The sequence below is a fragment of the Alicyclobacillus hesperidum genome (assembly GCF_900107035.1).
Classification (GTDB): Bacteria; Bacillota; Bacilli; order Alicyclobacillales; family Alicyclobacillaceae; genus Alicyclobacillus; species Alicyclobacillus hesperidum.
Genome location: NZ_FNOJ01000009.1, coordinates 31,668 through 54,977, shown reverse-complemented (window position 1 = coordinate 54,977; position 23,310 = coordinate 31,668). Strand labels below are relative to the sequence as shown.

General features: G+C 57.8%; 17 protein-coding genes. 14 read left to right on the top strand and 3 right to left on the bottom strand.

Annotated features, from left to right (window positions below; translation table 11 throughout):
* The first annotated feature begins 24 nt into the window (after positions 1-24).
* From pyrB to pyrE, 6 genes are read left to right on the top strand one after another with little or no spacing between them, the layout of a single operon-like run.
* Complete coding sequence (gene pyrB, locus BLU70_RS08315; protein ID WP_006446879.1) at positions 25-945, top strand: aspartate carbamoyltransferase; 921 nt, start codon at positions 25-27, stop codon at positions 943-945.
* Complete coding sequence (locus BLU70_RS08310; RefSeq protein ID WP_006446880.1) at positions 942-2,231, top strand: dihydroorotase; 1,290 nt, start codon at positions 942-944, stop codon at positions 2,229-2,231. Before pyrB ends, BLU70_RS08310 begins: the two co-directional genes overlap by 4 nt.
* Entirely contained in the window at positions 2,228-3,334 is a 1,107-nt protein-coding gene (gene carA / locus BLU70_RS08305) for a glutamine-hydrolyzing carbamoyl-phosphate synthase small subunit (RefSeq protein WP_006446881.1), read from the top strand. The genes BLU70_RS08310 and carA overlap by 4 nt, the downstream gene beginning before the upstream one ends.
* Positions 3,327-6,581, top strand: coding sequence for a carbamoyl-phosphate synthase large subunit (gene carB, locus BLU70_RS08300; RefSeq protein WP_074693182.1), 3,255 nt, complete (start codon positions 3,327-3,329; stop codon positions 6,579-6,581). Before carA ends, carB begins: the two co-directional genes overlap by 8 nt.
* A complete protein-coding gene (gene pyrF, locus BLU70_RS08295) occupies positions 6,578-7,330 on the top strand; it encodes an orotidine-5'-phosphate decarboxylase (protein WP_237716438.1) in 753 nt (250 codons plus the stop codon). Before carB ends, pyrF begins: the two co-directional genes overlap by 4 nt.
* A complete protein-coding gene (gene pyrE / locus BLU70_RS08290) occupies positions 7,327-7,983 on the top strand; it encodes an orotate phosphoribosyltransferase (protein WP_006446884.1) in 657 nt (218 codons plus the stop codon). The genes pyrF and pyrE overlap by 4 nt, the downstream gene beginning before the upstream one ends.
* Before the next feature lie 124 nt (positions 7,984-8,107).
* On the opposite strand, the gene BLU70_RS08285 is transcribed toward pyrE, so the two are convergent.
* The 3 genes from BLU70_RS08285 to BLU70_RS08275 form a co-directional block, all read right to left on the bottom strand.
* The gene (locus BLU70_RS08285) at positions 8,108-9,385 is read right to left on the bottom strand and encodes an MFS transporter (RefSeq protein WP_006446885.1); all 1,278 of its coding nucleotides are present in this window, start codon (positions 9,383-9,385) and stop codon (positions 8,108-8,110) included.
* Positions 9,386-9,478: 93 nt separating this feature from the next.
* Positions 9,479-10,771: a Glu/Leu/Phe/Val family dehydrogenase gene (locus BLU70_RS08280; RefSeq protein ID WP_081503929.1), complete on the bottom strand. Its 1,293-nt coding sequence runs from the start codon at positions 10,769-10,771 to the stop codon at positions 9,479-9,481.
* Between the two features lie 42 nt (positions 10,772-10,813).
* Positions 10,814-12,604 (bottom strand): Rqc2 family fibronectin-binding protein, encoded by a 1,791-nt coding sequence (locus BLU70_RS08275; RefSeq protein WP_006446887.1) that lies wholly within the window; start codon positions 12,602-12,604, stop codon positions 10,814-10,816.
* A gap of 146 nt (positions 12,605-12,750) precedes the next feature.
* Between BLU70_RS08275 and BLU70_RS08270 the strand changes: the two genes are divergently transcribed.
* The 8 genes from BLU70_RS08270 (at position 12,751) to rsmB (ending at position 23,305) form a co-directional block, all read left to right on the top strand.
* Positions 12,751-15,471, top strand: a complete 2,721-nt coding sequence (locus BLU70_RS08270; protein WP_074693217.1) for a calcium-translocating P-type ATPase, SERCA-type — start codon at positions 12,751-12,753, stop codon at positions 15,469-15,471.
* Between the two features lie 70 nt (positions 15,472-15,541).
* Entirely contained in the window at positions 15,542-16,420 is an 879-nt protein-coding gene (locus BLU70_RS08265) for a YicC/YloC family endoribonuclease (protein WP_074693181.1), read from the top strand.
* Positions 16,421-16,551: 131 nt separating this feature from the next.
* Entirely contained in the window at positions 16,552-16,758 is a 207-nt protein-coding gene (gene rpoZ, locus BLU70_RS08260) for a DNA-directed RNA polymerase subunit omega (RefSeq protein WP_006446890.1), read from the top strand.
* An 88-nt stretch (positions 16,759-16,846) separates the two neighbouring features.
* Positions 16,847-18,064: a bifunctional phosphopantothenoylcysteine decarboxylase/phosphopantothenate--cysteine ligase CoaBC gene (gene coaBC, locus BLU70_RS08255; RefSeq protein WP_006446891.1), complete on the top strand. Its 1,218-nt coding sequence runs from the start codon at positions 16,847-16,849 to the stop codon at positions 18,062-18,064.
* A complete protein-coding gene (priA, locus tag BLU70_RS08250) occupies positions 18,061-20,481 on the top strand; it encodes a primosomal protein N' (protein WP_074693180.1) in 2,421 nt (806 codons plus the stop codon). The genes coaBC and priA overlap by 4 nt, the downstream gene beginning before the upstream one ends.
* 34 nt (positions 20,482-20,515) lie before the next feature.
* The gene (def, locus tag BLU70_RS08245; protein ID WP_006446893.1) at positions 20,516-21,016 is read left to right on the top strand and encodes a peptide deformylase; all 501 of its coding nucleotides are present in this window, start codon (positions 20,516-20,518) and stop codon (positions 21,014-21,016) included.
* Entirely contained in the window at positions 21,016-21,972 is a 957-nt protein-coding gene (gene fmt / locus BLU70_RS08240) for a methionyl-tRNA formyltransferase (protein WP_040289399.1), read from the top strand. Before def ends, fmt begins: the two co-directional genes overlap by 1 nt.
* Positions 21,956-23,305, top strand: coding sequence for a 16S rRNA (cytosine(967)-C(5))-methyltransferase RsmB (gene rsmB, locus BLU70_RS08235; protein ID WP_074693179.1), 1,350 nt, complete (start codon positions 21,956-21,958; stop codon positions 23,303-23,305). The genes fmt and rsmB overlap by 17 nt, the downstream gene beginning before the upstream one ends.
* Positions 23,306-23,310 lie beyond the last annotated feature (5 nt).

Here is a 23,310-nt window from a genome sequence, read left to right as displayed (position 1 = left end):
AGTCAGAACTGGAGTGATTCCTAGATGTTTCACGCACTCTCCATTGCGCAATTCGATGTCGATACGACGTTTCAATTGATTCGGCGCGCTGAAGCGTTGCGCGCAATGCCCCGCCATGAGACCCGCGCACTGCTCGCCGGCGATATTGTCGCAACGCTGTTTTACGAACCAAGCACGCGCACGCGCCTGTCGTTTGAGGCGGCCGTTTATCGGCTCGGTGGACAGGTCGTAAGCGCCGAAAATGCGCGTGAAAATTCCTCTTCAAAGAAGGGCGAGAGTTTGGCCGACGTGTTTCGTGTCGTCGGCTGCTACGCCGATGCGATTGTCATCCGCCATCATCGTGCAGAGGAATTAGATGCCGCGGCCCCATTTTCACCGGTGCCCGTCATCAATGCTGGAGCGGGATCCGGTGAGCATCCTACTCAAGCGTTGCTCGACGCGTACACGATTTGGCGAGAACTTGGCCGCCTGAACGATTTAACGGTCGCCGTCCTTGGCGACTTAAAATACGGTCGCACGGTCCATTCTTTGTTGCGCCTGCTCGCCAAGATGGAGGGGATTCGGATTCGCCTGTTCCATCCCGAACCGCTCGGCCTACCGCCCGAACTGGCAGCGGAAATGCGCGATAGCGGGATTCCCATCGAGATTGCGGAAGATTTGGAAGATGCGGTGCGTGGCGCAGATATCGTTTATCAAACAAGGATTCAGGCAGAACGGCTACAAGCGGAACACGAGATGTGCGCGACCGATGACTACGCCATTCGACGCAGTCACCTGGCGGTGTTGCCGGAACATGCGCGCATCTTACACCCGCTACCACGCGTCGGCGAGATCGATCCGGCCATTGATCCTGACGATAGAGCTGCGTACTTTCGCCAGGCGGAAAACGGCTTGTACATGCGCATGGCCTTACTGGATCACATGCTGAGAGGGGAATTGGGATGATTGTACGAATCGACGGTGGTCGCCTGTGGGACGCCGAAAGCGGCCAGTTGCGCGAGACGAGTGTCGCGTTCGACGATGTGACAGGCGAGATTGTCGCACTTGGTCAAGGACTTCGCGCCGAAAAGGTCATCGAGCTGCGTGGTGAAGCAGTGTTTCCGGGGTTCATCGACATGCACGTGCACTTGCGCGATCCCGGTTTAACGGCGAAGGAGTCCTTGGAGACTGGTGTGCAAGCTGCGGCAGCGGGAGGTTTTACGCAAGTGGCCTGCATGCCAAACACCAAGCCGCCGATTGATAGTCCAAAACTCGTTGCGGATCTCGTTGAACGCGCCAAAGTCATCGGGAAAACGGAGGTACATCCAATTGCCTGCATCACACAAGGCCAGGCTGGGGATGAGTTGGCCGATTACGAGGCATTGCGTGCGGCTGGAGCGGTGGGCTTTTCCGACGACGGGCGCGGCGTTCAACATGGTGGACGGATGCGCGAGGCGTTCTTGCGTTTAAAGGAACTTGGGGCTCCGGCCATTATTCATGCGGAGGATGAGACGATTTCTGGAAAGGGCGTAGTGCATCCGAACGCGGCCAGGCGCCTTGGACTCCTTGGCATCCCGATTGAAGCGGAGGCCGCGATGATTGCCCGGGACGTGTTACTCGCTGAACAAACAGGTGCTCATTTACACGTCTGCCATGTCAGCACAGAGCCGTCAGTGGCGGTCATTCGCTGGGCAAAAGCGCGCGGTATTCGCGTCACTGCTGAAGTGACGCCGCATCACTTGTTGCTTTCTGAAACCGCGATTAAGCGCGACGATGCAAATTGGAAAGTCAACCCGCCTTTGCAAAGCGAACGTGATCGCGAGGCGTGTCTCGAAGGGTTTCTGGACGGTACGCTCGACATCATCGCGACGGATCATGCGCCGCACACGCCAGCAGAGAAGGCCCAGTCGATGGCGACAGCACCGTTTGGCATGGTGGGATTAGAAACCGCGTTCGCACTCCTCTACACGTATCTTGTGCTTCCTGGCACGGTGCCGCTCACGCGCATCATCGAAGGGATGACGTCTCGGCCGGCCCGTCTCTTTGGCCTTGCCGGTGGCTCTATTCGGCCAGGGGCGCGTGCCGATTTCGCGATTGTCGACTTACAGGCGGAACGGACGATCGACGGAGATTCGTTCTACACGAAGGGACGCAATACTCCGTTTCTCGACTGGCGGATCGCAGGCGTCATCAAAAGTACCATTCGCGCAGGGCAAGTGATCTATGAAGCGGGAGAGGAGCGGTTGTCATGACGATGAACGGTCGCGCGATAGCGCGGTTGATTTTGGAGAATGGCTTGGCGTTTGAAGGTACGCACTTCGGTGCAGAGGGCACGCGCTTTGGTGAAGTGGTGTTTAATACGGGGATGACGGGCTATCAGGAAGTGCTTACGGATCCATCATACTTCGGGCAAATCGTGACGATGACATATCCGCTCATTGGCAATTACGGTGTGAACGTCGACGACGTGGAATCTCGTCATCCGCATGTACGCGGCTTTGTCGTCAAGACATTTGCGGAAAGTCCATCGCACTACAAGCAGACGGACAGCCTGGAGAGGTATCTCCAGCAGCACAACATCGTTGGCATTGCGGGCATCGATACGCGCGAATTGACCAAGGCCATTCGCACGGTTGGAGCGATGCGGGCGGTCATTACAACAGAGGATGCGCCTGTCGACGAATTGTTGGCGAGGATGCCAGAGGCGTTGGTGCCTGATGCGGTAGAGCGCGTGACGACGCAGACCGTGTATCGCAGCCCGGGGCCAGGGCACCGCGTGGTGCTCATTGACTACGGCATGAAGGCAGGCATCTTGCGCAGTTTGCTCGATCGCGGTTGTGACGTTATCGTCGTCCCTGCGACGTCGACGGCGGCGGATGTTCTCTCCTGGCATCCACACGGTGTCATGCTCAGCAATGGGCCTGGCAATCCGGAAGACGTGCCGTTCGCCATTGCGACGTTACGTGAACTCATCGGTCGTGTCCCCATTTTTGGGATATGTTTGGGACATCAGTTAATTGCGTTGGCGTGCGGTGCCAAAACGCGAAAAATGAAATTTGGTCATCGCGGGGCCAACCATCCGGTCAAAGACTTGCGGACAGGGCGCGTCGACATCACTTCCCAAAACCATGGCTACATGGTCGATGCGGACTCGCTGGCAGGCACGCCTTTACAGTTGACGCACGTCAATTTGAACGACGGAACGGTCGAAGGATTGGCGCACAAGCAGGAGCCGGTGTTCTCTGTGCAGTATCACCCTGAGTCGCGTCCCGGCCCGACCGACGCAAGGTACCTGTTTGACAACTTTATGGATATGATCAGCCAGGTGAGGGAGGGGCGGTTCACACATGCCTAAGCGGACGGATATACACAAGATCATGGTCATCGGCAGTGGCCCCATCGTCATTGGCCAAGCGGCGGAGTTTGACTATGCAGGGACGCAAGCCTGTCAGGCCTTAAAAGAAGAGGGCTATGAGGTCGTGCTCGTCAACTCGAACCCGGCGACCATCATGACCGACCAAAACATGGCTGACAGGGTCTACATCGAGCCGATCACGCTCGACTTCGTTGCGCAGATCATCCGCAAGGAGCGGCCAGACGGATTGCTGGCGACGCTTGGTGGCCAGACCGGGTTGAATATGGCGGTACAACTCGCCAATAGCGGCATTCTCGAGCAGGAGGGCGTACAATTGCTCGGCTCTCCGCTCAGCGCGATCGAAAAGGCGGAGGATCGCGAACTGTTCCGCCAACTGATGAAGGAGATTGGCCAGCCAGTTCCGCAAAGCGCCATTGTGCGAAACGAACAAGAGGCAAACGCCTTTGCTGAAGAGGTCGGTTTCCCCATCATCATTCGGCCTGCCTATACCCTAGGCGGCACGGGTGGTGGCATCGCAAACAACTGGCGCGAGTACCAAGAGATTGTCGAGCGCGGTTTAACGCTCTCGCCCATTCATCAAGTGCTTGTCGAACAGAGTATCGCGGGTTACAAGGAAATTGAGTACGAAGTGATGCGCGATGCGGCCGGCACGGCCATCGTCGTTTGCAACATGGAGAATTTCGATCCGGTCGGCGTCCACACGGGAGACTCGATTGTCGTCGCGCCGAGTCAGACGCTGTCTGACGAGGACTATCAGATGTTGCGCAACGCCAGCCTCGATATCATTCATGCGCTGGGCATCGAAGGCGGGTGCAACGTGCAGTTGGCACTCGATCCGAATTCGTCGCAGTACTACGTGATTGAGGTTAATCCGCGCGTCAGTCGATCCAGTGCTCTGGCATCGAAGGCCACCGGCTATCCCATCGCGCGCATCGCGACGAAAATCGCCGTAGGCTATCGCTTGGATGAACTGAAGAACCCAGTTACCCAAGATTCGTATGCGGCCTTTGAGCCGGCACTCGACTATGTCGTCACCAAAATTCCACGCTGGCCTTTTGACAAGTTTCGAAGTGCGAACCGAGCACTGGGCACACAGATGAAAGCGACTGGCGAGGTGATGGCCATTGGGCGCACGTTTGGCGAATCCTTGTTGAAGGCGATTCGTAGTTTGGAGATTGGAACCTATTCGTTGTGGACCAAGCAGGCTGCGCATTGGTCGGATGTGGACATTGAAAAGAAAATTGCGATTGCAGACGACGACCGGCTCTTTGCTATCGCAGAAGCACTGCGTCGAGGGATAAGCATCGAGCAGATGCATAAGTGGAGCCAGATCGATCGGTGGTTTTTGTGGCAGCTCGAGAAATTGGTACAACTGGAGCAGGCGATTGCCGACTTGGGACGGACCTCATTGCCTTTGCCGACGCTGCTTGAGCAAAACGAAGAGCTCATTGTACAAGCAAAGCGACATGGCTTTCCAGACAGAGAACTGGCTCGTCTGCTCGGCACCGATGCACTGACAATCCGCAGTTGGCGCAAAGAGCATGGCATTGTACCGGTATATAAGATGGTTGACACCTGTGCGGGTGAATTTGCGGCGACAACGCCGTATTATTACAGCACCTACGAGCGTGCGGACGAGGTTGAGGAGTCGAGCAAGAAAAAAATCGTCGTCCTTGGATCCGGGCCGATTCGCATCGGTCAGGGCATCGAATTTGACTATTGCACGGTACACGCGGTATGGGCACTGCAGCGCGAAGGTTATGAGGCGATTGTCATCAACAACAACCCGGAGACGGTCTCGACCGACTTTAGCACGTCGGATCGGTTGTACTTTGAACCCTTGGACGTTGAGGATGTGTTGAATGTAATCGATCGCGAACAACCGGAGGGCGTGATCGTCCAGTTCGGAGGCCAGACGGCCATCAACTTGGCGGGACCCTTGGCCGATGCGGGTGTGCGCATTTTGGGTACGTCGCGCGAGAATATCGACGCGGCTGAAGATCGCGAGAAGTTTGACGAGCTCTTGACCGCACTTGAGATTGCGCGACCGCAGGGACGCACAGTCACGACAGTGGAACAGGCGGTTGCTGCTGCGGAGGGGCTGGGCTACCCGGTGCTTGTGCGCCCGTCGTACGTGCTTGGTGGCCGGGCGATGCAGATCATCTCCGATACGTCGGAACTTCTTCAGTACATGGATGAAGCGGTAGAAGTGTCAGATCAGCATCCCGTTCTCATCGACCGTTACGTAAATGGGATTGAGGCAGAGGTCGACGCTATCGCGGACGGCGAGACCGTCATCATTCCGGGCATTATGGAGCACATCGAGCGCGCTGGCGTGCACTCGGGCGACTCGATAGCGGTCTATCCGCCGCAAAACTTGACGGAAGACGTGAAAGCCGTCATGGAGGATTATGCGACTCGAATCGCGCGCAGCCTGCAGGTGCGCGGGTTGATGAACATCCAGTTCATCGTCCACGACGGCAAGGTCGAAGTCATCGAAGTAAATCCGCGCTCGTCACGAACCGTGCCGTTTTTGTCCAAGGTCACAGGTGTGCCCATGGTGCAGTTGGCGATGCATGCGGTGTGCGGCGGATCGCTTGCCGAACTGGGGTATCAAAGTGGACGTGTCGCTGAAGCGAACACTGTTGCGGTGAAGGTGCCGGTGTTCTCGTTTGCGAAACTGCATCAGGTCGACATCAGCCTAGGTCCGGAAATGAAATCGACTGGTGAGGTGATGGGGCGCGACACGCACTACGAAAAGGCACTTTACAAAGGCATGTTGGCAGCTGGAACGAACATCCCGACACATGGCACGGTTCTTGCGACCATCGCCGACAAAGACAAGGCGGAGGCCTTTCCTTTACTCGCCGAGTTTGCCCGATTGGGTTACCGCTTAGCGGCGACCGAAGGCACCGCGCGCTACTTGCGCGACCGCGGACTTGAAGTCAGGATTGTCAACAAATTGGCGCAAGGGACCCCCAATTTGGCCGACGATATCCGTCAAGGGCGCATCCAACTGGTCATCAACACGTTGACCAAGGGCTTGAAACCAGAGCGGGATGGCTTTCGCATTCGCCGCACGGCCGTCGAGCACGGGGTTCCATGTTTGACATCGCTCGATACGGTGAGGTCTGTACTGGACATCGTCAAATTGATTCACTTCCAGACACTCGCGCTAGGTGACAGTCCGACGTCGGCAATCCCGTCAAGTGGGTGGCGTGCATGAGTATAGAGCAGATGACGGAGCTTTTGGCGACGACGTACGACGACGTGCGTCGCGCCACTTATATTGCGTTGGATGTGGACACGGAAGCGAAGGCGTTAGCCGTCGTGGATCAGTTGGGACCTGCGGTAGATGGCTATAAGGTCGGGCTCGAACTGTTTCACGGAGCGGGCATGCGTTTGGTTGAAAAATTGCTTGCTCGCGGTCTGAGAGTCTTTTTGGACATGAAGTTGCATGATATTCCGAATACGGTTGCAGGTGCGCTGCGTGCCATTTGTCAATATCCAATCGAAATGGTCAATGTGCACGCGCAAGGTGGCCCACGGATGCTACAGGCAGCCCGCGAGGCGGTCGCGATGAGCCCGTACAACCCTTTGCTGATCGGGGTAACGGTGTTAACGAGCCTGGGCGACGACGATCTTCAGGTCATGGGTGTCGCTGGCGGTCCTGCTCAGGCTGTCGTACGGCTTTCCAAACTGGTACAGGAAGCCGGACTGGATGGGGTCGTCTGCTCTGCGCAGGAGCTGCAACTGCTGCAAGATGTTGTACCGCCCACGTTTGAACGCGTTGTCCCTGGAACCCGCTTGTTAGAAGACGCGGCGCAGGATCAAACGCGGGTTGCCACGCCAAAACTCGCGATGCGCGATGGTGCGACGCGCCTTGTATTAGGACGAGCGGTCGTCGCAGCGGAGGATCCGCTGTCGGCTTTGCAGAAGTATTGGCGGGCGATGAAGGAGGGGTTGAACGGATGAGCGATACGTTTTCCATCGAATATGACGGTCTTTCGTATGTCATTGCACGCGGCTTGTTGCAGATTGGCGCAGTCGAACTGCGTCCCAGCCAGCCCTTTACTTGGTCGAGTGGTTGGCGCTCACCCATTTATTGCGATAATCGCTTGCTCTTAGGCTATCCTGTGTTGCGCAACGCCGTCGTCACGGGCTTTGAGGCGATAATCGAGAATGAATTGCCGGCTGTCGAACTGATCGCCGGTGCGGCGACGGGGGGTATCCCGCATGCCGCCATGCTGGCGGATCGGATGGGGCTACCATGCGCGTATGTACGATCCGAGCCCAAAGCACATGGTCGTGGCAAACAAATCGAAGGGTACGCCCGGCCGGGGATGAAAGCCGTCGTGATCGAAGATACGCTGTCCACCGGCAAGTCAGCCTATAACGCGGCGCAGGCCCTGCGCGACGCGGGGGTGGACGTGATCTCTATCCTCACGATACTGTCGTATGACTTCGACATTGCGAGCGAGAAAGCCATAGAAACGGGCATTCCAGCGTACCGGTTGGTCCCGTATGAGGTATTGCTGCAAGTGGCACTGGAGAGAGGCGACATCGAAGAGTCGGATATCGCCTTACTGATGAAGTGGCGCAAGTCGCCTGACACCTTTGGGGTGTAAAGGTTTTTCCGGCCCGCCTCGACATAAGTGCGTGGCAGTAAAGCTTTCGTGGACGACCTTCGCAGGCGGCCAGCAGGTTGGCTTGGTTTAGCCCATGCGGCACGCCTGCGTAAAGAGTCGCGTCTCACGAAACCTCGCTGACAGAAGAGGTGCCAGATGGCAACGTCGGTGGCCGCTGCGGCAAGCAAAACAGGGCGACGCCGAGCGCGGAGACGGCGGTAGAAGCGAGAAACACCGCTGACAGCGACATGTTGTGCGTCAAGGCCGTGCTCAGAATGGGTGCGATGGTACCGCGAATGCCAAACAACAAGTAATGCAATCCAAATGCGGTGGCCTCGCGGCCCGGCGTCACTTTGAAGATGTACGCCATGCAGCCGATGTCCCACGCGGCGTCGCCAACGCCAAGGAACATACAGGATACGATCACGCCAAAATACGATCCGAACACGACGTACAGAAGAGGCGCGAGGGTGTATGCGAGCATGCCGACAAACATGGCGAGCCGCGGCGATGATTTGTCGATGAGCCATCCTAAGACAAAGTAGGCCACAAGAAGTGCAATGTAGTAGGCCACACGAGTCATGCCAATCTGGTCGTTTGACAAGTTGAGCCTATGCACCTGGTAGATTTGATAGATAGGGCCCGCAAGCAGGTTGCCAAAGCCGGTAGCTGTCGTTGCGGCCAAAAATAGCGCAAGCGCACGATTTTCGCGCACAAGCAACCACTGTCGGCGAGCACTTGTCAGAAACGACCTGCGCGGTGCACTTAACAGGTTCTCGTTGGTTTCCGGGCGCGGTTCGACTTCGCGCACGCGGCAGAACAAAATTACAGAGGCCGTGCCAAAAAGTGCAGCCAGGATAAGTGGCCAACGATCCCCCGTTGCCTGGCTCCAGATGCCTACGACGTAGGCGAGCGGAATGAGTAAAAATCCTTGTGCCACACGGACGTAACCCATGAGTCGCCCGCGCAGTTGCGGCGGATACACGCGCGTGAGCAGCGAAGGGTAAGCGGGTGCCTGAATGCCGTTCATAAAATTGACGACAAAGGATATGAGAACAAAGACGAGGGGAGATAGAAACATCCCCGCGATTACGACGGACATTCGGCCTATAGTCAGCGGCCACAGCACAAACGGTTTCGGCGAGCGTTGCCCCATCAGTCCCGCCCACAAGGGCGACAAAAGCATGCCGATAGCTGGGGCGGCGCTTAACAGACCGACATCCAGGTTGGTTGCGCCGTGGCGAATGGCCATCGGGGCGTAAAATTGATTGACGACAACGTTAAATAATGCAAATAGTACGGAACCCCCAAAATCGATTTGGAAGTTGCGCCAAGTTTCGCGACGCATCTGCATGCCGAGTCGATACGTCACCGATTCTGAATGTGACAGCGCTTTCCCCATGTCTATCCCCAGTTGTCCGGGCGCCGTGGACGACGCCCTTCGCGAATGATTCTGCCGTCGGCAACAAGCGTCGGCAATTCTTCAGGAACTCGATTATACCCAACCGCGCCAACGCATGGCCTCGGCAAACGGGCGGATCCCGACCATATAGGCCGCCAAACGCGGCGATACGCTATAGCGCTCTGCTGTATCGAGGATGTTGTGGACGCTTTGCACCATCATGGCCTCTAAGCGTTGGTTGACCTCATCCTCAGTCCAATAGAAACCTTGGTTGTTTTGTACCCATTCGAAGTACGATACCGTGACACCGCCTGCATTGGCCAGGACATCAGGCACCACGACGATGCCTCTGTCGTGCAGGATTTGATCCGCGTCTGGTGTCGTGGGGCCGTTTGCCGCTTCGATCACCATCGACGCCTGCAATTTGGGCGCATTGTCTGCGTGAATTTGGTTTTCGAGGGCCGCGGGCACCAAAACATCACAGGGCTGCACGAGAAATTCTTCGGTTGGCATGACGTTAGCAAGGCGCGGAGTGACCATGCCAAACGAGTCCTTTTGGTCAATCAAGTCTGGAATGTCGAGCCCGCCTTCGCGGTAGACGCCGCCTCCCGCATCGCTGATGCCGACAATCGTCGCGCCCATCTCGTGGAGGATACGGGCAACATTGCTACCCACATTGCCAAACCCTTGTACGAGGATCCGTAAATCTTGGACTTGCTTGCCAAGGCGTCCGGCCGCTTCGCGCAGCGCGATAGCCACGCCAAGTGCGGTGGCCGCTTCACGTCCGCGCGAACCGCCGAGCACCAAGGGTTTACCCGTGATAAAGCCGGGCGAGTCGGATTCGCGGATCCGGCTATATTCGTCGTACATCCAGGACATGATTTGCGCGTTCGTATACACGTCTGGAGCTGGGATGTCCTTCGCCGGACCGACGATTTGGCTGATGGCGCGAACATATCCGCGGGCAAGTCGCTCCTGTTCGCCCAGGCTCATCGTGCGCGGGTCGCAGACGATGCCGCCCTTCGCGCCGCCATAGGGAAGGTTGAAGATACCGCATTTCAGGGACATCCAGATCGAAAGTGCCTTGACCTCATCGAGGGTGACATCCGGGTGAAAGCGAACGCCGCCTTTCGTCGGACCGACAGCGTCGTTGTGCTGCGCACGATAGCCTGTGAAGACTTCGGTGCGGCCATCGTCCATGCGCACGGGGATTTGTACGGTCATGACGCGCAAAGGCTCCGCCAAAAGTTCGTAGACCGCCTCTTCGTAACCCAAGCGATCCAACGCTTCGCGAATAGCTTCCTGGGTGTTGGTGAGGACGTTTGTCCCGTGCGCGGGCTTGTTGGCACCGACAATCAAGCGTTTGTTCACTGGGTTGGAACTCATGTCCATCTCTCCTTGAGCTTTGTCCGGGCGGGCAGCCATGGTTTAGTTGTGGTTCGTATCCGCCCGACGCTGCAATATTGATTCGACCTCGGTGCGATCCGGGGTGACAAACAGCGTTCGCTGCTGATCGTAAAGCACAAAGCCGGGGCGTGCGCCGTTCGGCTTCCAGACGTTGCGCACTTCCGTGATATCGACAGGAACTGTCGCCGAGTCGCGCGCCCGGCTGAAATAGGCGGCGAGTAATGCGGCTTCCTCGATGGTCGACTCGGGGATAGACTCGGCCTGGCCGCGTTCAATGACGACGTGTGAACCCGGCTCGCCTTTGACGTGAAGCCAAATGTCATGTTTGGCACTCGTGCGCAAGGTGAGACGGTCGTTTTGTAGATTGTTGCGGCCCACCCGCATGACGAACCCGTCCTCGGACAGGTACGCAGCCGGTTTCGCCTCCGGATCGCGCGAAGTCTCACGTCCGCGTTTGGAGCCAGGTTTTCGCCGTTGCATTTTGGGCGTGAGAAACCCTTGGCTGACGAGTTCGCGCCGGACCTGCTCCAGGTTGTCGAGCGAGGTGTCGGCGAGCGATTGCATCACAGCTTCCAGGTATGCGAGATCTCGCTCGGTTTCTGCCATTTGCGCGGCGACCGCGGTTTGCGCGCGCTTGCGTTTCGTCGCCAGCTTGAAGTAGCGCTGCGCGTTTGCGATGGCATCTAGCGCCGGGTCGAGTTCAATCGAAAGGACCTCGCCCTCCTGGTAGTAATTCGGCAGTTCGACCTGGGAAGCCCCCTTTGGCACTTGATAGGCGAAAGCGGTTAACAGTTCTGCCTGAACACGATAACGCTCTTCGTCGGCACTATCCGCGAGCGAAGCTTCGAGCTTCACGCGCTTGCCGCGCAACTTGTCAATTTGATCGGCGACGACTCGCACCAGTTCGTCCTGCAAGCGGGAGTGGTACAAGATTTCGCCTGTATCCGCGAAACGCCGGCGAATCGCTTCACTCATATCCGGGCAGTCGGCATAGCGATCGCGATGCGTTAATAGGAAGGGGGCGCACTCGACAGCGCGACCCATATCGTCAATCGCAACCGAAGGCCTTTCACTCGCTTGCTCGACACAGGTCACGAGCGCCTCGGCGCAGTGCAACACCGCTTCGCCCGCGTCCACCGTGTGCATGCGACTTGCGCGAAATAGAATTTCGCGCGCGGAAACAGGACCGACTCCGGCTAGGCGCTCGACGACGAGCATCACATTCGCGCGACTCAACCAATGGGCCGCATCGACCGCCGCGAATGCGCCTTTCGTCAAGCTCTGGATAGCCTGTTTGGGTTGAGCAGGCGGCGGCATGTACGCGCATCCGGGCAACACCTCGCGATGGCGCGACATGGCCTCGGTAACGCGGACAATCGCGTCAATGACGCCTTTGGTTCCGCCATCATGGTTGCGACAGAGAATGATGTTGCTGTGCCGTCCCATCATTTCGCAAACCAGCGAATAGACACGCACGTCGCCCAGTTCGTCGATGGATTCGACGTGCAATTCAATCACGCGATCCCATCCCTGTTGCTCGACGCCGACGATCCTGCCACCTTCCAGATGCTTGCGCAAAAGCATACAGAACATGGGGGGTTCCGGCGGGTTGTCCGGTTTCTCATGAGCCAAAAAGTGCATACGTGCAAACTGCTTATGAGCCGAGATGAGCAACCGCTTCGATCCCATCCCCGGAGAGCGCAGGGAGATGACGAGATCGCGTTCGCCAGGCTGATGGATTTTTTCGATCTTCGCGCCAGTCAAGGCGCTGTTTAGTTCGTTGGCCAGACGCCGCATGGTTAGTCCATCCACGATCGATGCTCCTCTCCAACAAGGAGTATACCGCAGAATCCCTTCGCCTGCGCAGATGGATGGATATTTTGTCGCGTGACAAGGGACATGTTCCTGCTTGGCCGGGCATAGAGATTACGAGACAAGTTGGCGAAGGGGTGGCTCAGTTGGAACAGCACTGGCACGCGCTGAGTGATGCGGAGTGCTTGCAGGCGCTTGGTAGCTCCGCAAACGGTCTTTCTGCCGAAGATGTGGAGGCAAGAAGGCGGACACACGGTTTGAACTTGCTAAGCGAAGGCAGCAAGGTTTCGCTATTGACCGTGTTTTTAAACCAGTTTCGCGATTTTATGATCCTGGTCTTGCTCGCAGCGACGTTGATTTCTGGCTTGCTCGGCGAGTACACGGACGCGATCACGATTATCGCAATCATCGTGCTCAATGGTATTCTCGGCTTTGTCCAAGAAATTCGCGCGGAGCGATCGCTCGCGGCGCTCAAAGAACTGACGGCTCCCGTGGCACGCGTGCGGCGCGGCGGCAAGGTGATTGAGGTGCCAGCCAAGGAGCTCGTGCCCGGGGACATCGTGTTGCTGGAAGACGGCGATCGCGTTCCTGCAGACGGACGCATTCTCAAGGCGGTCGCATTCGATGTCGAGGAATCGGCGTTGACGGGCGAGTCGGTTCCGGCAAGCAAGGACCCGAAAGCTGTGATTGAAGCGAACAGCAACCTTGGGGATCGCAAGAACATGGTCTACATGGGCACCATGGTCACGCGCGGCAAGGCGGAAGTCGTGGTCACTGCAATTGGCATGGCCACTGAGATGGGGAAGATCGCAGATCTAATGCAACAGTCCGAAGAACAGTTGACACCGCTTCAGCAGCGGCTTGATCAACTAGGTAAAACGTTGGTCTGGATTTCGCTTGGGATCACGGTGCTCGTCGTCATCGCTGGTGTCTTGCACGGTCACGCGCTCTACGAGATGTTTCTCGCTGGCGTCTCGCTTGCTGTCGCTGCCATTCCCGAAGGGCTCCCGGCCATTGTCACGATTGCGCTCGCCTTGGGCGTGCAGCGGATGATCAAGCGCAACGCCATCGTTCGCAAGCTGCCATCGGTGGAGACACTTGGCTGTGCGACGATCATCTGCTCAGACAAGACGGGAACGCTGACGCAAAATCGCATGACGGTGCAGAAGTTGTTTGCCGATGGCACCTATGTGACCGTCACGGGCAGTGGGTATCAACAGACCGGCGAATTTTTGATCGACAATCACAAAATCGACCCGAACAAGCGACCGGCTCTGAAGAGCCTCGTCGAGATTGCAGCGGCATGTAACAACGCCGCGATCGTCGAGAAGGAGGTCGAGGGCGGCGTCGACTACGCGATACAGGGCGATCCGACGGAAGGCGCTCTACTTGTTCTAGCGCGCAAGGCTGGGTTCTCCGATGTCGCGGCCGTCTACGAGCGCGTCGGCGAACAGCCGTTTGATTCGGATCGCAAGCTCATGTCCGTATTGGTGAAGGCAGGCACGGACGTGTTTGCATTCGTCAAAGGTGCGCCTGACGTATTGCTCGAGCGCTGTAGCCGCGTGCTCGCCGGTGGCCGCGAGGAATCGCTTGGCCAAAATACGCGCAAGCAAATTCAGGCTGCCAATCTTGAGATGGCCGAAGGGGCAATGCGCAATCTGGCATTTGCCTACCGGAAGTTTCCGAGCATCGAGGCGGCGCGGGAAGCAGAGTGGGAAAGAGAATTGGTATTCGTCGGGCTGTGCGGCATGATCGATCCGCCGCGTGAAGAAGTGAAGGACGCGATCGCAACCGCGCGCAGTGCCGGTATCCGCACTGTGATGATCACAGGTGATCATCAGGTGACGGCAATGGCGATTGCGAAGGAACTCGACATTTTGCCGACCAATGGTCGAGTCATGACAGGCGTCGAGTTGGACGCGATGGACGACGGGAAGCTTGCCCAAGTAGTCAACGACGTCTACGTCTACGCCCGCGTGACACCGGAACACAAGCTCCGCATTGTCCGCGCGCTACAGGCAAACGCACATGTGGTCGCGATGACTGGCGACGGCGTCAACGATGCGCCTGCCATTAAACAGGCCGACATCGGGATTGCCATGGGCCAATCGGGAACCGACGTCGCTAAGGAAGCTTCGAGTCTCGTCCTTGCTGATGACAATTTTGCGACCATCGTCGCGGCGGTGGAAGAGGGTCGCGGCATCTACGACAACATCAAAAAGTTTATTCGTTACCTATTGGCGTCCAACGTTGGCGAGATTGTGACGATGTTCGCCGCGATGCTCGCCGGGTTACCGCTGCCGCTCGCGCCGATACAGATCTTGTGGGTCAATTTGGTGACGGATGGTTTGCCCGCGATCGCGCTTGGCGTGGATTCTCCGGAAGGCGATATCATGAAACGCCGTCCGCGCGACGTCCATGAAGGGATTTTTGCCAAAGGCATGGCGACCAAGATTCTCTCGCGCGGCATTCTCATTGGTTTGGTGACGCTTGCGGTGTTCGTTTGGTCCTTGAAAACAGATAAGAATCTGGCACATGCGCAAACGATGGCCTATGCGACGTTGACCATGGCACAGTTGATTCTCGTCTTCGACTGCAGAAGTCTTGAAGGCGGTATTATGAAGCGCAATCCGCTCGGGAACATCTGGCTCATCCTGGCCGTCATCTCGTCGGTTGTGTTGTTTGCCTTTACGATTTATGTGCCAAAAATCGCGAAGGCGTTCCACACGGTTCCGTTGGGTCTGACCGATTGGATCATTGTCCTTGTGCTCGCCGCCATCCCGACGTTCGCTCTGTCGATCCGCCGCCTTGGGCGCAACGTACTTCGCCCCAAAAGCGGAGCTAACGACGACAGAATGGCTGCCTGAAGCAAGCCGAATTGCCCACGGCCCCGGCGCATTGTAGAATGTTGGGGAACACGGGGACGGGGGTAGCGAAATGGCGTTTCGGAGCATGACCGGGTTTGGCCGCAGTCAAGGCAAGGTTGGGCCATACGACGTGACGTTGGAGGTCAAGTCGGTCAATCACCGTTTTTCAGAATTCACCATTCGTCTGCCGCGGGAATGGGCCCTGTTTGAAGATAACCTTCGCAGTCGCCTGCAAACCGCCGTATCGCGCGGCCGCGTCGACCTGTTCGTCAACGTGGCAGATTTCGCGGTGACGGCTGTCGATATCGATGTCAACTGGCCCTTGCTCGACGCCTTGTTAAAAGCCGAGCAAGGGCTTGTCGCGCGCCTTTGTGCACCCGCCGAACGGCAAACGGCCCGCGAGTGGTTGATGTATCCGGGAGTGTTGATCCAGCGGAAAGCAGAGTTGGATGAAGGACAGATTGCCGAGGCTTTGTGCAGTCTGTTGGATACCGCGCTCGCGCAACTCGTCAAGGTGCGTTGCGACGAGGGGGCACGCCTCGCTGAAAATTGCCAAGGAAAATTGGCCATGCTGGAAACACACCTGGCTGCCGTACAGGCTAGAGGTCCGCTGGCCGTCGAAGAGAAACGCCAGACGCTTGCGCGGCGAATCGCCGAACTTGGTATCGAGATGGATCCGGCGCGCATGCTGCAGGAAGTCCTGTTGTTTGCGGAGCGCAGTGCAATCGACGAAGAACTCGTGCGGTTGCAGAGCCACATCGTCGCGTTTCGTGAGGCCATGGCAAATCAGGAGCCTGTGGGAAGGCGGTTGGATTTTTTGGTGCAAGAGATGCACCGCGAGACGAACACGATTGGCGCCAAGTCCGCCGATCCGGAAATCGCACAGCGCGTGGTCGAGATGAAAGTCATTGTCGAACAGTTGCGTGAGCAGGTGCAAAATATCGAATAAAAATTCCCCACTTGGCTTTGCGCATAACTCGTTATACAATGATGGGTAGTTTTGAATTTGTGATACGAGCGTGTAGATAGGTAACAGGGGCAGGTTTACGCATGTCCTTGTCCGTTTGAGGTGAACGAACGATGATTTATCCGTCTATTGATCGTCTGTTGGAGGTCTGTGACAGCAAATATGCGCTGGTGGTATTGACCGCAAAACGTGCGCGCAAATTGCAGACGGAGACGATGAACCAACCGGGTTCGTCGACGACGCGCAACGTCAGCCGTGCACTGTGGGAGATCAGCGACGGTACCATTCGTTACAGCCGGGTTGAACCAGAATCGCATTAATCTTGTGTCAACGGTAGAGGCAGGGCAACCGCGCGTTGTTCTGCCTCTCTTCGTGATGGGTGATGACATGGTTAAAGGGGGGCAGAGGATGGAACCTAAAACCATTCTTGTCGGTGTCGGTGGCGGCATTGCGGCATACAAATCGGCCGCGCTCTGCTCGTTGCTTGTCAAACGCGGGTATGACGTGCAGGCGCTGATGACCGAGCACGCGACGCGTTTTATTCAGCCGTTGACGTTGCAGGCCTTGACGAAGCATCCCGTCATCTTTGACACGTTTGCGGAGCCGAATCCGTCCGAGATCGCGCATATCGCAGTCGCGGATCGCGCCGCGCTGTACGTGATCGCTCCGGCCACCGCCAATTTGATTGGCAAGCTGGCGCATGGCTTGGCGGACGATATGGTGACGACGACGGCGCTTGCAGCGACGTGTCCGACCGTGATCGCACCGGCGATGAATGTCCACATGTATGAGCATCCGGCCGTTCAGGCCAACTTGGCGACACTTCGGCAACGAGGCAATTTGGTACTCGACCCAGGCGAGGGTCCGCTCGCCTGCGGTTATACGGGTAAGGGCAGGATGCCGGAACCTGAGGATATCGCCGAGGTCATCGAGGCGTTGCTCCAACAGGAGCGCGATCTCGCCGGGTTACACATCGTGGTCACCGCCGGTCCCACTGTCGAGGATATCGATCCGGTGCGTTATCTGACCAACCGCTCGAGCGGTAAGATGGGCTATGCCATCGCGCAACAGGCCGTTGCTCGTGGTGCACAAGTGACACTCGTGAGCGGCCCAACACATTTGCAACCTGTACCGGGGGCCGAGATGCTCTACGTGCGCTCGACCGACGAAATGCTAGCAGGTGTAGAGCGTGCCATGGAGCATGCCGACGTGCTCATCGCCGCAGCCGCGCCAGCCGATTTCCGTCCGGCGGTATTCTACGAGCACAAATGGAAGAAATCACAAGGTTTGATGCACATTGATCTCGTTGAAACGCCAGACATCCTCGCCATCATGAGCCAGCGCCGGCGGCGCGGACAAACGATTGTTGGCTTTGCGGCCGAGACGCGCGATCCGATTCAGTACGGCAGAAAAAAGCTCGAGGAAAAGGGCCTCGATCTGATTGTCATCAACGACGTCAGCAAGCCAGGGGCAGGATTTGACGTCGATACGAATCAAGTGACATTGTTGACCAAATCAGGTGAAGTTAATGAACTTCCGATGATGGCGAAGCATCGAGTGGCGGACCAAATTTTGTCGCGCATCAAGGACCTGCGCGCACAGTTGGGCGGCGAACAAGGCGCATGAGCCACTTTCTGGTAGAGGTTGTCATCGATGCGCCGGGTCTCTTTTTGGACAAGCGGTTCGATTATCTTTTGCCACGTGCGCTCGCGTCGAACGCAAAACCTGGCGTGCGCGTGGTCGTGCCGTTTCGGTCCGCCTGGAAGGCAGGCGTAATTTGGCGCGTTCGCAGCGAAGCGGACGTCTCGTCGCGCGTGCGCCCTGTCGCTTCCGTCGTCGATGTGGAGCCCGTGTTGACCGAGGAACAACTTCGGCTTGCCGAGTGGCTTTGCGAACGATACGCAGCGACGTTGCCCGAGGCGTTGTCGGCCATCCTGCCCGGGGCATTTCGTGTTACAGGAGGTTTGCAATTACAGCCGGCACGCGGAGTGGACGTGCCTGACGACGTACGCGCGTCGTCGACCTGGCAATTCGTCTTACAAAAGAAGCCGGACGATCGCGCAGTGGCAAAACTCGACTCGAACGCCAAGGCGCAAATTGAAGCATGGGTTGAACTGGGCTATTTAGAGCGCGTCTTGCATGTGTCAGAGCAGGTGCAGGCGCGCTTGCAGTCGTTTTTGTCCGCCACAAAGGCGCCGGCTGAGCTGCTGCAAGCGGCCGCAGCGCGCGAAACCCGTGCGCCTCGGCAAGCGGCGTTGTTGCGCCAGTTGGCTGTGAGCGGGGAATTGACTTGGGCGCGCAAAGAGTATCCGCGCACGACCGTTCAGCCGCTTGTCGAGGCCGGACTCGTGCGGGTCGACGAACGGCCTGTCTCGCGATTTATTTGGCCGGATCGCGAGGAACGTCCGGCGCCCGCGTTGACGGTTCACCAGGCTCGTGCAACCGCTCGTTTGGCACAGTTGATCCAGGCACCTGGGGCGCACATGGCCGTTGTTCATGGCGTCACGGGTAGCGGTAAGACAGAGGTGTACATGCGCGCTATCGACGAAGTCGTGCGCCAGGGCAGGCAGGCAGTGTTGCTCGTGCCCGAGATCGCGCTGACGCCGCAAATGGTCGGTCGCTTTTACAGCAGATTTGGCGATCGCATCGCCGTTTTGCACTCGGCGCTCGCGCAGGGTGAGCGGCGCGACGAGTGGGCGCGCATTTTGCGCGGCGACGCAAGTATCGTCATCGGGGCCCGGTCTGCCGTGTTTGCGCCGGTTCGCAATTTGGGACTGGTCATCGTCGATGAAGAGCACGAGCCTTCATATAAGCAGGAGGACGCTCCGCATTACGACGCTCGCGAAATTGCCGTAAGGCGTGCCGAAACGGCGGGCGCCTTGGTCGTGTTCGGATCGGCAACGCCGTCACTGTGGGCCATTCGCCAGGTCGAGGACGGGCGGGCGACTTTGGTCTCATTGCCACAGAGGGCAAATGGCAAGCCTTTGCCGAAAGTTGAAATTGTCGATATGCGGGAAGAGCTGCGCACGGGAAACAAGTCGCTGTTTAGCGAGCGACTGCAGCAAGAACTCGAGGCAACCGTGCGCTCTGGGCTACAGGCCATTTTGTTTCTTAATCGGCGGGGATATGCGAGTTCTACTTTGTGTCGCGCGTGCGGTGAGGGCGTTCAGTGCCCACACTGTGACATCCATCTGACGGTGCATCGCGCGGATGGCGGGATGCGGCTGGTTTGCCACTATTGTGGCTACGAGCAATCGTACAGCGATTGCTGTCCGGCTTGCGGCGAGCGCGCCTTGCGAGCGTTCGGAATTGGCACGGAACAAATTGAATCCGCGATTGCCACGCTTTGGCCAGACTTTCGCGTGTTGCGCATGGATGTCGATACCACCCGTAAGAAAGGTGCGATGCAACAAATCGTCGCCGATTTCGAAGCCGGGCGCGCGGACGTTCTGATCGGCACTCAGATGATTGCCAAGGGGTTGGATTTCCCGCGCGTGCGCTTGGTTGGGGTCGTCGCCGCAGATACGATGTTGACACTGCCCGATTACCGTGCGCATGAGCGGACGTTTCAATTGTTGACGCAAGTGGCGGGGCGTGCGGGCCGTGCGGACACGGACGGCGTGACGCTCATCCAGACGTATCGTCCTGAGCATTTTGCCATCCAAGCTGCGGCTGCGCATGATTTTGTGACCTTTTATCGCGAAGAACGCAATCAACGGGCGTTTTTCACGTATCCGCCATTTTGTGAACTGGCCGTATTTCTTGCTTCGCATCCGGCCGAACACGTCGCACGTGGCGCGGCCATGCGCTTTGAACGCGAGTTGCGGCGTTCGGGTGCTATCGATTACATGACCCTGTTGCCCGCGTCGCCGAGTGGAATTCGGCGTATCGACAACCTGTATCGGTATCAGGTTGTGCTAAAGTATGGTCGGTGGGAAGATGTAGGGCAAGATGTCACGCAAAGCTATCGTGTAGTCAAGGAACGGATGAATCGTCTGGGTGGTAGTTGCCGCCTTGACGTCAATGCACAGAGAATCGGCTAAGTCCATGTATTCTAAATTTAAAGGAGGCCGTATCATGGCCATTCGCATCATTCGCAAAGGGGAAGATCAGGCTTTGCGCCAAAAGGCCAAGCCGGTTACACAATTTGGACCTGCTATCCACAAGTTGCTCGACGACATGGCAGAGACGATGTATCACGCTGATGGCATTGGACTCGCCGCGAATCAGATCGGCATTTTAAAGCGGCTGGTCGTCATCGACGTAGCGCCTAACGAGGATAGTTTTGCGAAACGCGCTTGGATCGAATTGGTGAATCCAGAGATCATCGCGCGCGAGGGTGAGCAACATGAGCGTGAGGCGTGCCTTTCTCTACCAGGGCTCTCCGGTATCGTGGAGCGCGCGGCATATGTCAAGGTGCGAGCTCAGGATCGAAATGGGGAGTTCTTTGAAATTGAGGGGCGCGATTTGTTGGCTCGCTGCTTGCAACATGAGATCGATCATCTCGATGGCATTCTGTTTATCGACTACCTGCGCCCGGATCAAATTGAGCGGGCAACGGTCGGGGAGCGTTCCTAATGTCCGTGCGCGCTCTCTTTATGGGCACACCAGACTTCGCTTTGCCAGCGCTTGAGGCCTTGGTGCGACTTTCCTGGGAAGTGTGCGTGGTCACACAGCCGGATCGCCCGGCTGGACGCAAGCGGCTTTTGACACCGCCGCCGGTGAAACGGCGCGCGCTCGAACTTGGCTTACGCGTGTTGCAACCAGAGAAAGTGGGCCACCCTGATAGTGTGCGCGCGCTTTCCGAGTGGGACGCGGATATTCTGGTCACAGCGGCGTACGGACAGTTGCTGCCCGACAGAGTGCTCAAACTCGCAAAAAGTGGCGCGGTCAACGTCCACGCCTCACTGTTGCCGCGCTGGCGCGGTGCGGCACCGATTCAGCGCGCGATTCTCGCCGGCGATACCAAAACAGGCGTGACGCTCATGGAGATGGTGCGCGAACTAGATGCGGGGCCGATGATTGCGCAGCAGGAGTTACCAATTGGACCCGACACCACTGCTGGCGAGTTACATGACAAGTTAGCCGCGCTCGGTGGCCAGATGTGTGCGGAGATCCTGCCCGCTTACGTGCGTGGTGAACTGCAGGCGGTCCCACAACCCACGTCAGGCGTGACGTACGCAGAGAAACTCACGCGCAGCGACGAGTGGATCGATTGGCAACTCGCTGCAGATGCGATTGCGCTACGGGTGCGAGCGTTGGCCCCATGGCCAGGCGCCAGCGCGATCGCGCCAGATGGTCGGCAACTCAAAATCCTGCGTGGTCATGTCGGCGATGGCCACTTGCCAGGTGAACCTGGTTTGGCTCGCCGCTTGGGTGACACGGCAGTAGTCGCTTGCGGCAATGGCGTCTACGTCGTAGAGCAAGTGCAACCTGCGGGGAAGCGGCCGATGAGCGCTGGAGCCTGGCTCGCCGGCTTGCGTACCGATACTGTGGTTTTTGAAAGGATCGACACAAGTGATCTCTCCAGCTAGATGGACCGCATACCACGCACTCGTGCGTGTGGCAAAAGACCGGGCGTATGTCAACTTGGCCTTGCAACAGGCACTCGCCAAGCGCGAATTGAGCGATCGCGACAAGGCTTTGGCGACGGAAATAGCTTACGGAACAGTCCGTCGCCAGTTGACCATCGATTACCTGCTCGCTCCGTACGTGCGGCGGGGTTTAGCGGCTTTGGAAGTCGAGATTTTGACCATCTTGCGCATGAGCGTCTATCAGCTTAGCTGGTTGTCGAGGCTCCCAGCTTACGCTGTGACCAGCGATGCCGTCGATATGGCCAAGCGAGTCAACCCACGATCTGCTTCATTTGTCAACGCCGTCTTGCGCAGCTATCTGCGGGATGGGACGGATTGGGAGTCACGGATTCATGTGCGACGAACTGACCGTGACGACATCGCACAACTGTCGCTACTGCACAGCTATCCGCGCTGGATGGTTGCGCGGTTGGTCGCGGCATACGGCAGGGAGCGCGCCGAGGCTATACTGGCGGCGGGTAATCGCCCTGGCGCGACGGCCGTGCGCGTCAATCCCTTGCGAGCTTCTGTCGAGTCGGTCGCGTCGGCTCTTACCGCGCAAGGCGTCGGTGAAATCGAGCGGGGAGCACTCTACGACGGGGCCTTGCGGATTACTGGCGCGATCGACATCGAGCGATTGGACCTTTACCACCATGGTTCGTTGACGGTGCAGGATGAAGGCGCGATGTTAATCGCACCCTTGCTGCGGCCTGAACCTGGTATGCGCGTCCTCGATATGTGCGCTGCGCCGGGGGGGAAGACGACGCAGATCGCCGAATTGATGCGCGACACAGGCGTGATCGACGCGTACGACGTATACATCTCGAAGATACAGACGATTGTGGACGCCTGCTCGCGCCTGCATCTCACGAGTGTGCGTGCACGTCTTGGCGACGGGCGCGATGTATCTGGCAATCCGCCGTATGACGCGGTGCTCGTCGATGCTCCGTGCAGCGGGCTTGGCGTGATGCGGCGTCGCCCGGATATTCGGCAACGGCGGACAGAAGCAGACGTGGCAGCGTTGACCGCCTTACAGACGGATTTGTTACGCCATGCCTGCCGGATCGTCAAGCCAGGCGGCTATGTGGTCTATGCGACGTGTACGCTGTTGCCGGAAGAAAATGAGAAGGTTGTCTTAGGCGTGGTCGATGAACTGCAAGGGGCGGTCTCCTTGGATGATATCGCGCATGATGTCCCGGCGCCTCTGGCGGGTCAGGTCGCCGTCGGCTTGACATTGACGCCGGACATGTTTGCGACGGACGGATTTTACATGGCGAGATTGCGACGAAATTGAGGGGG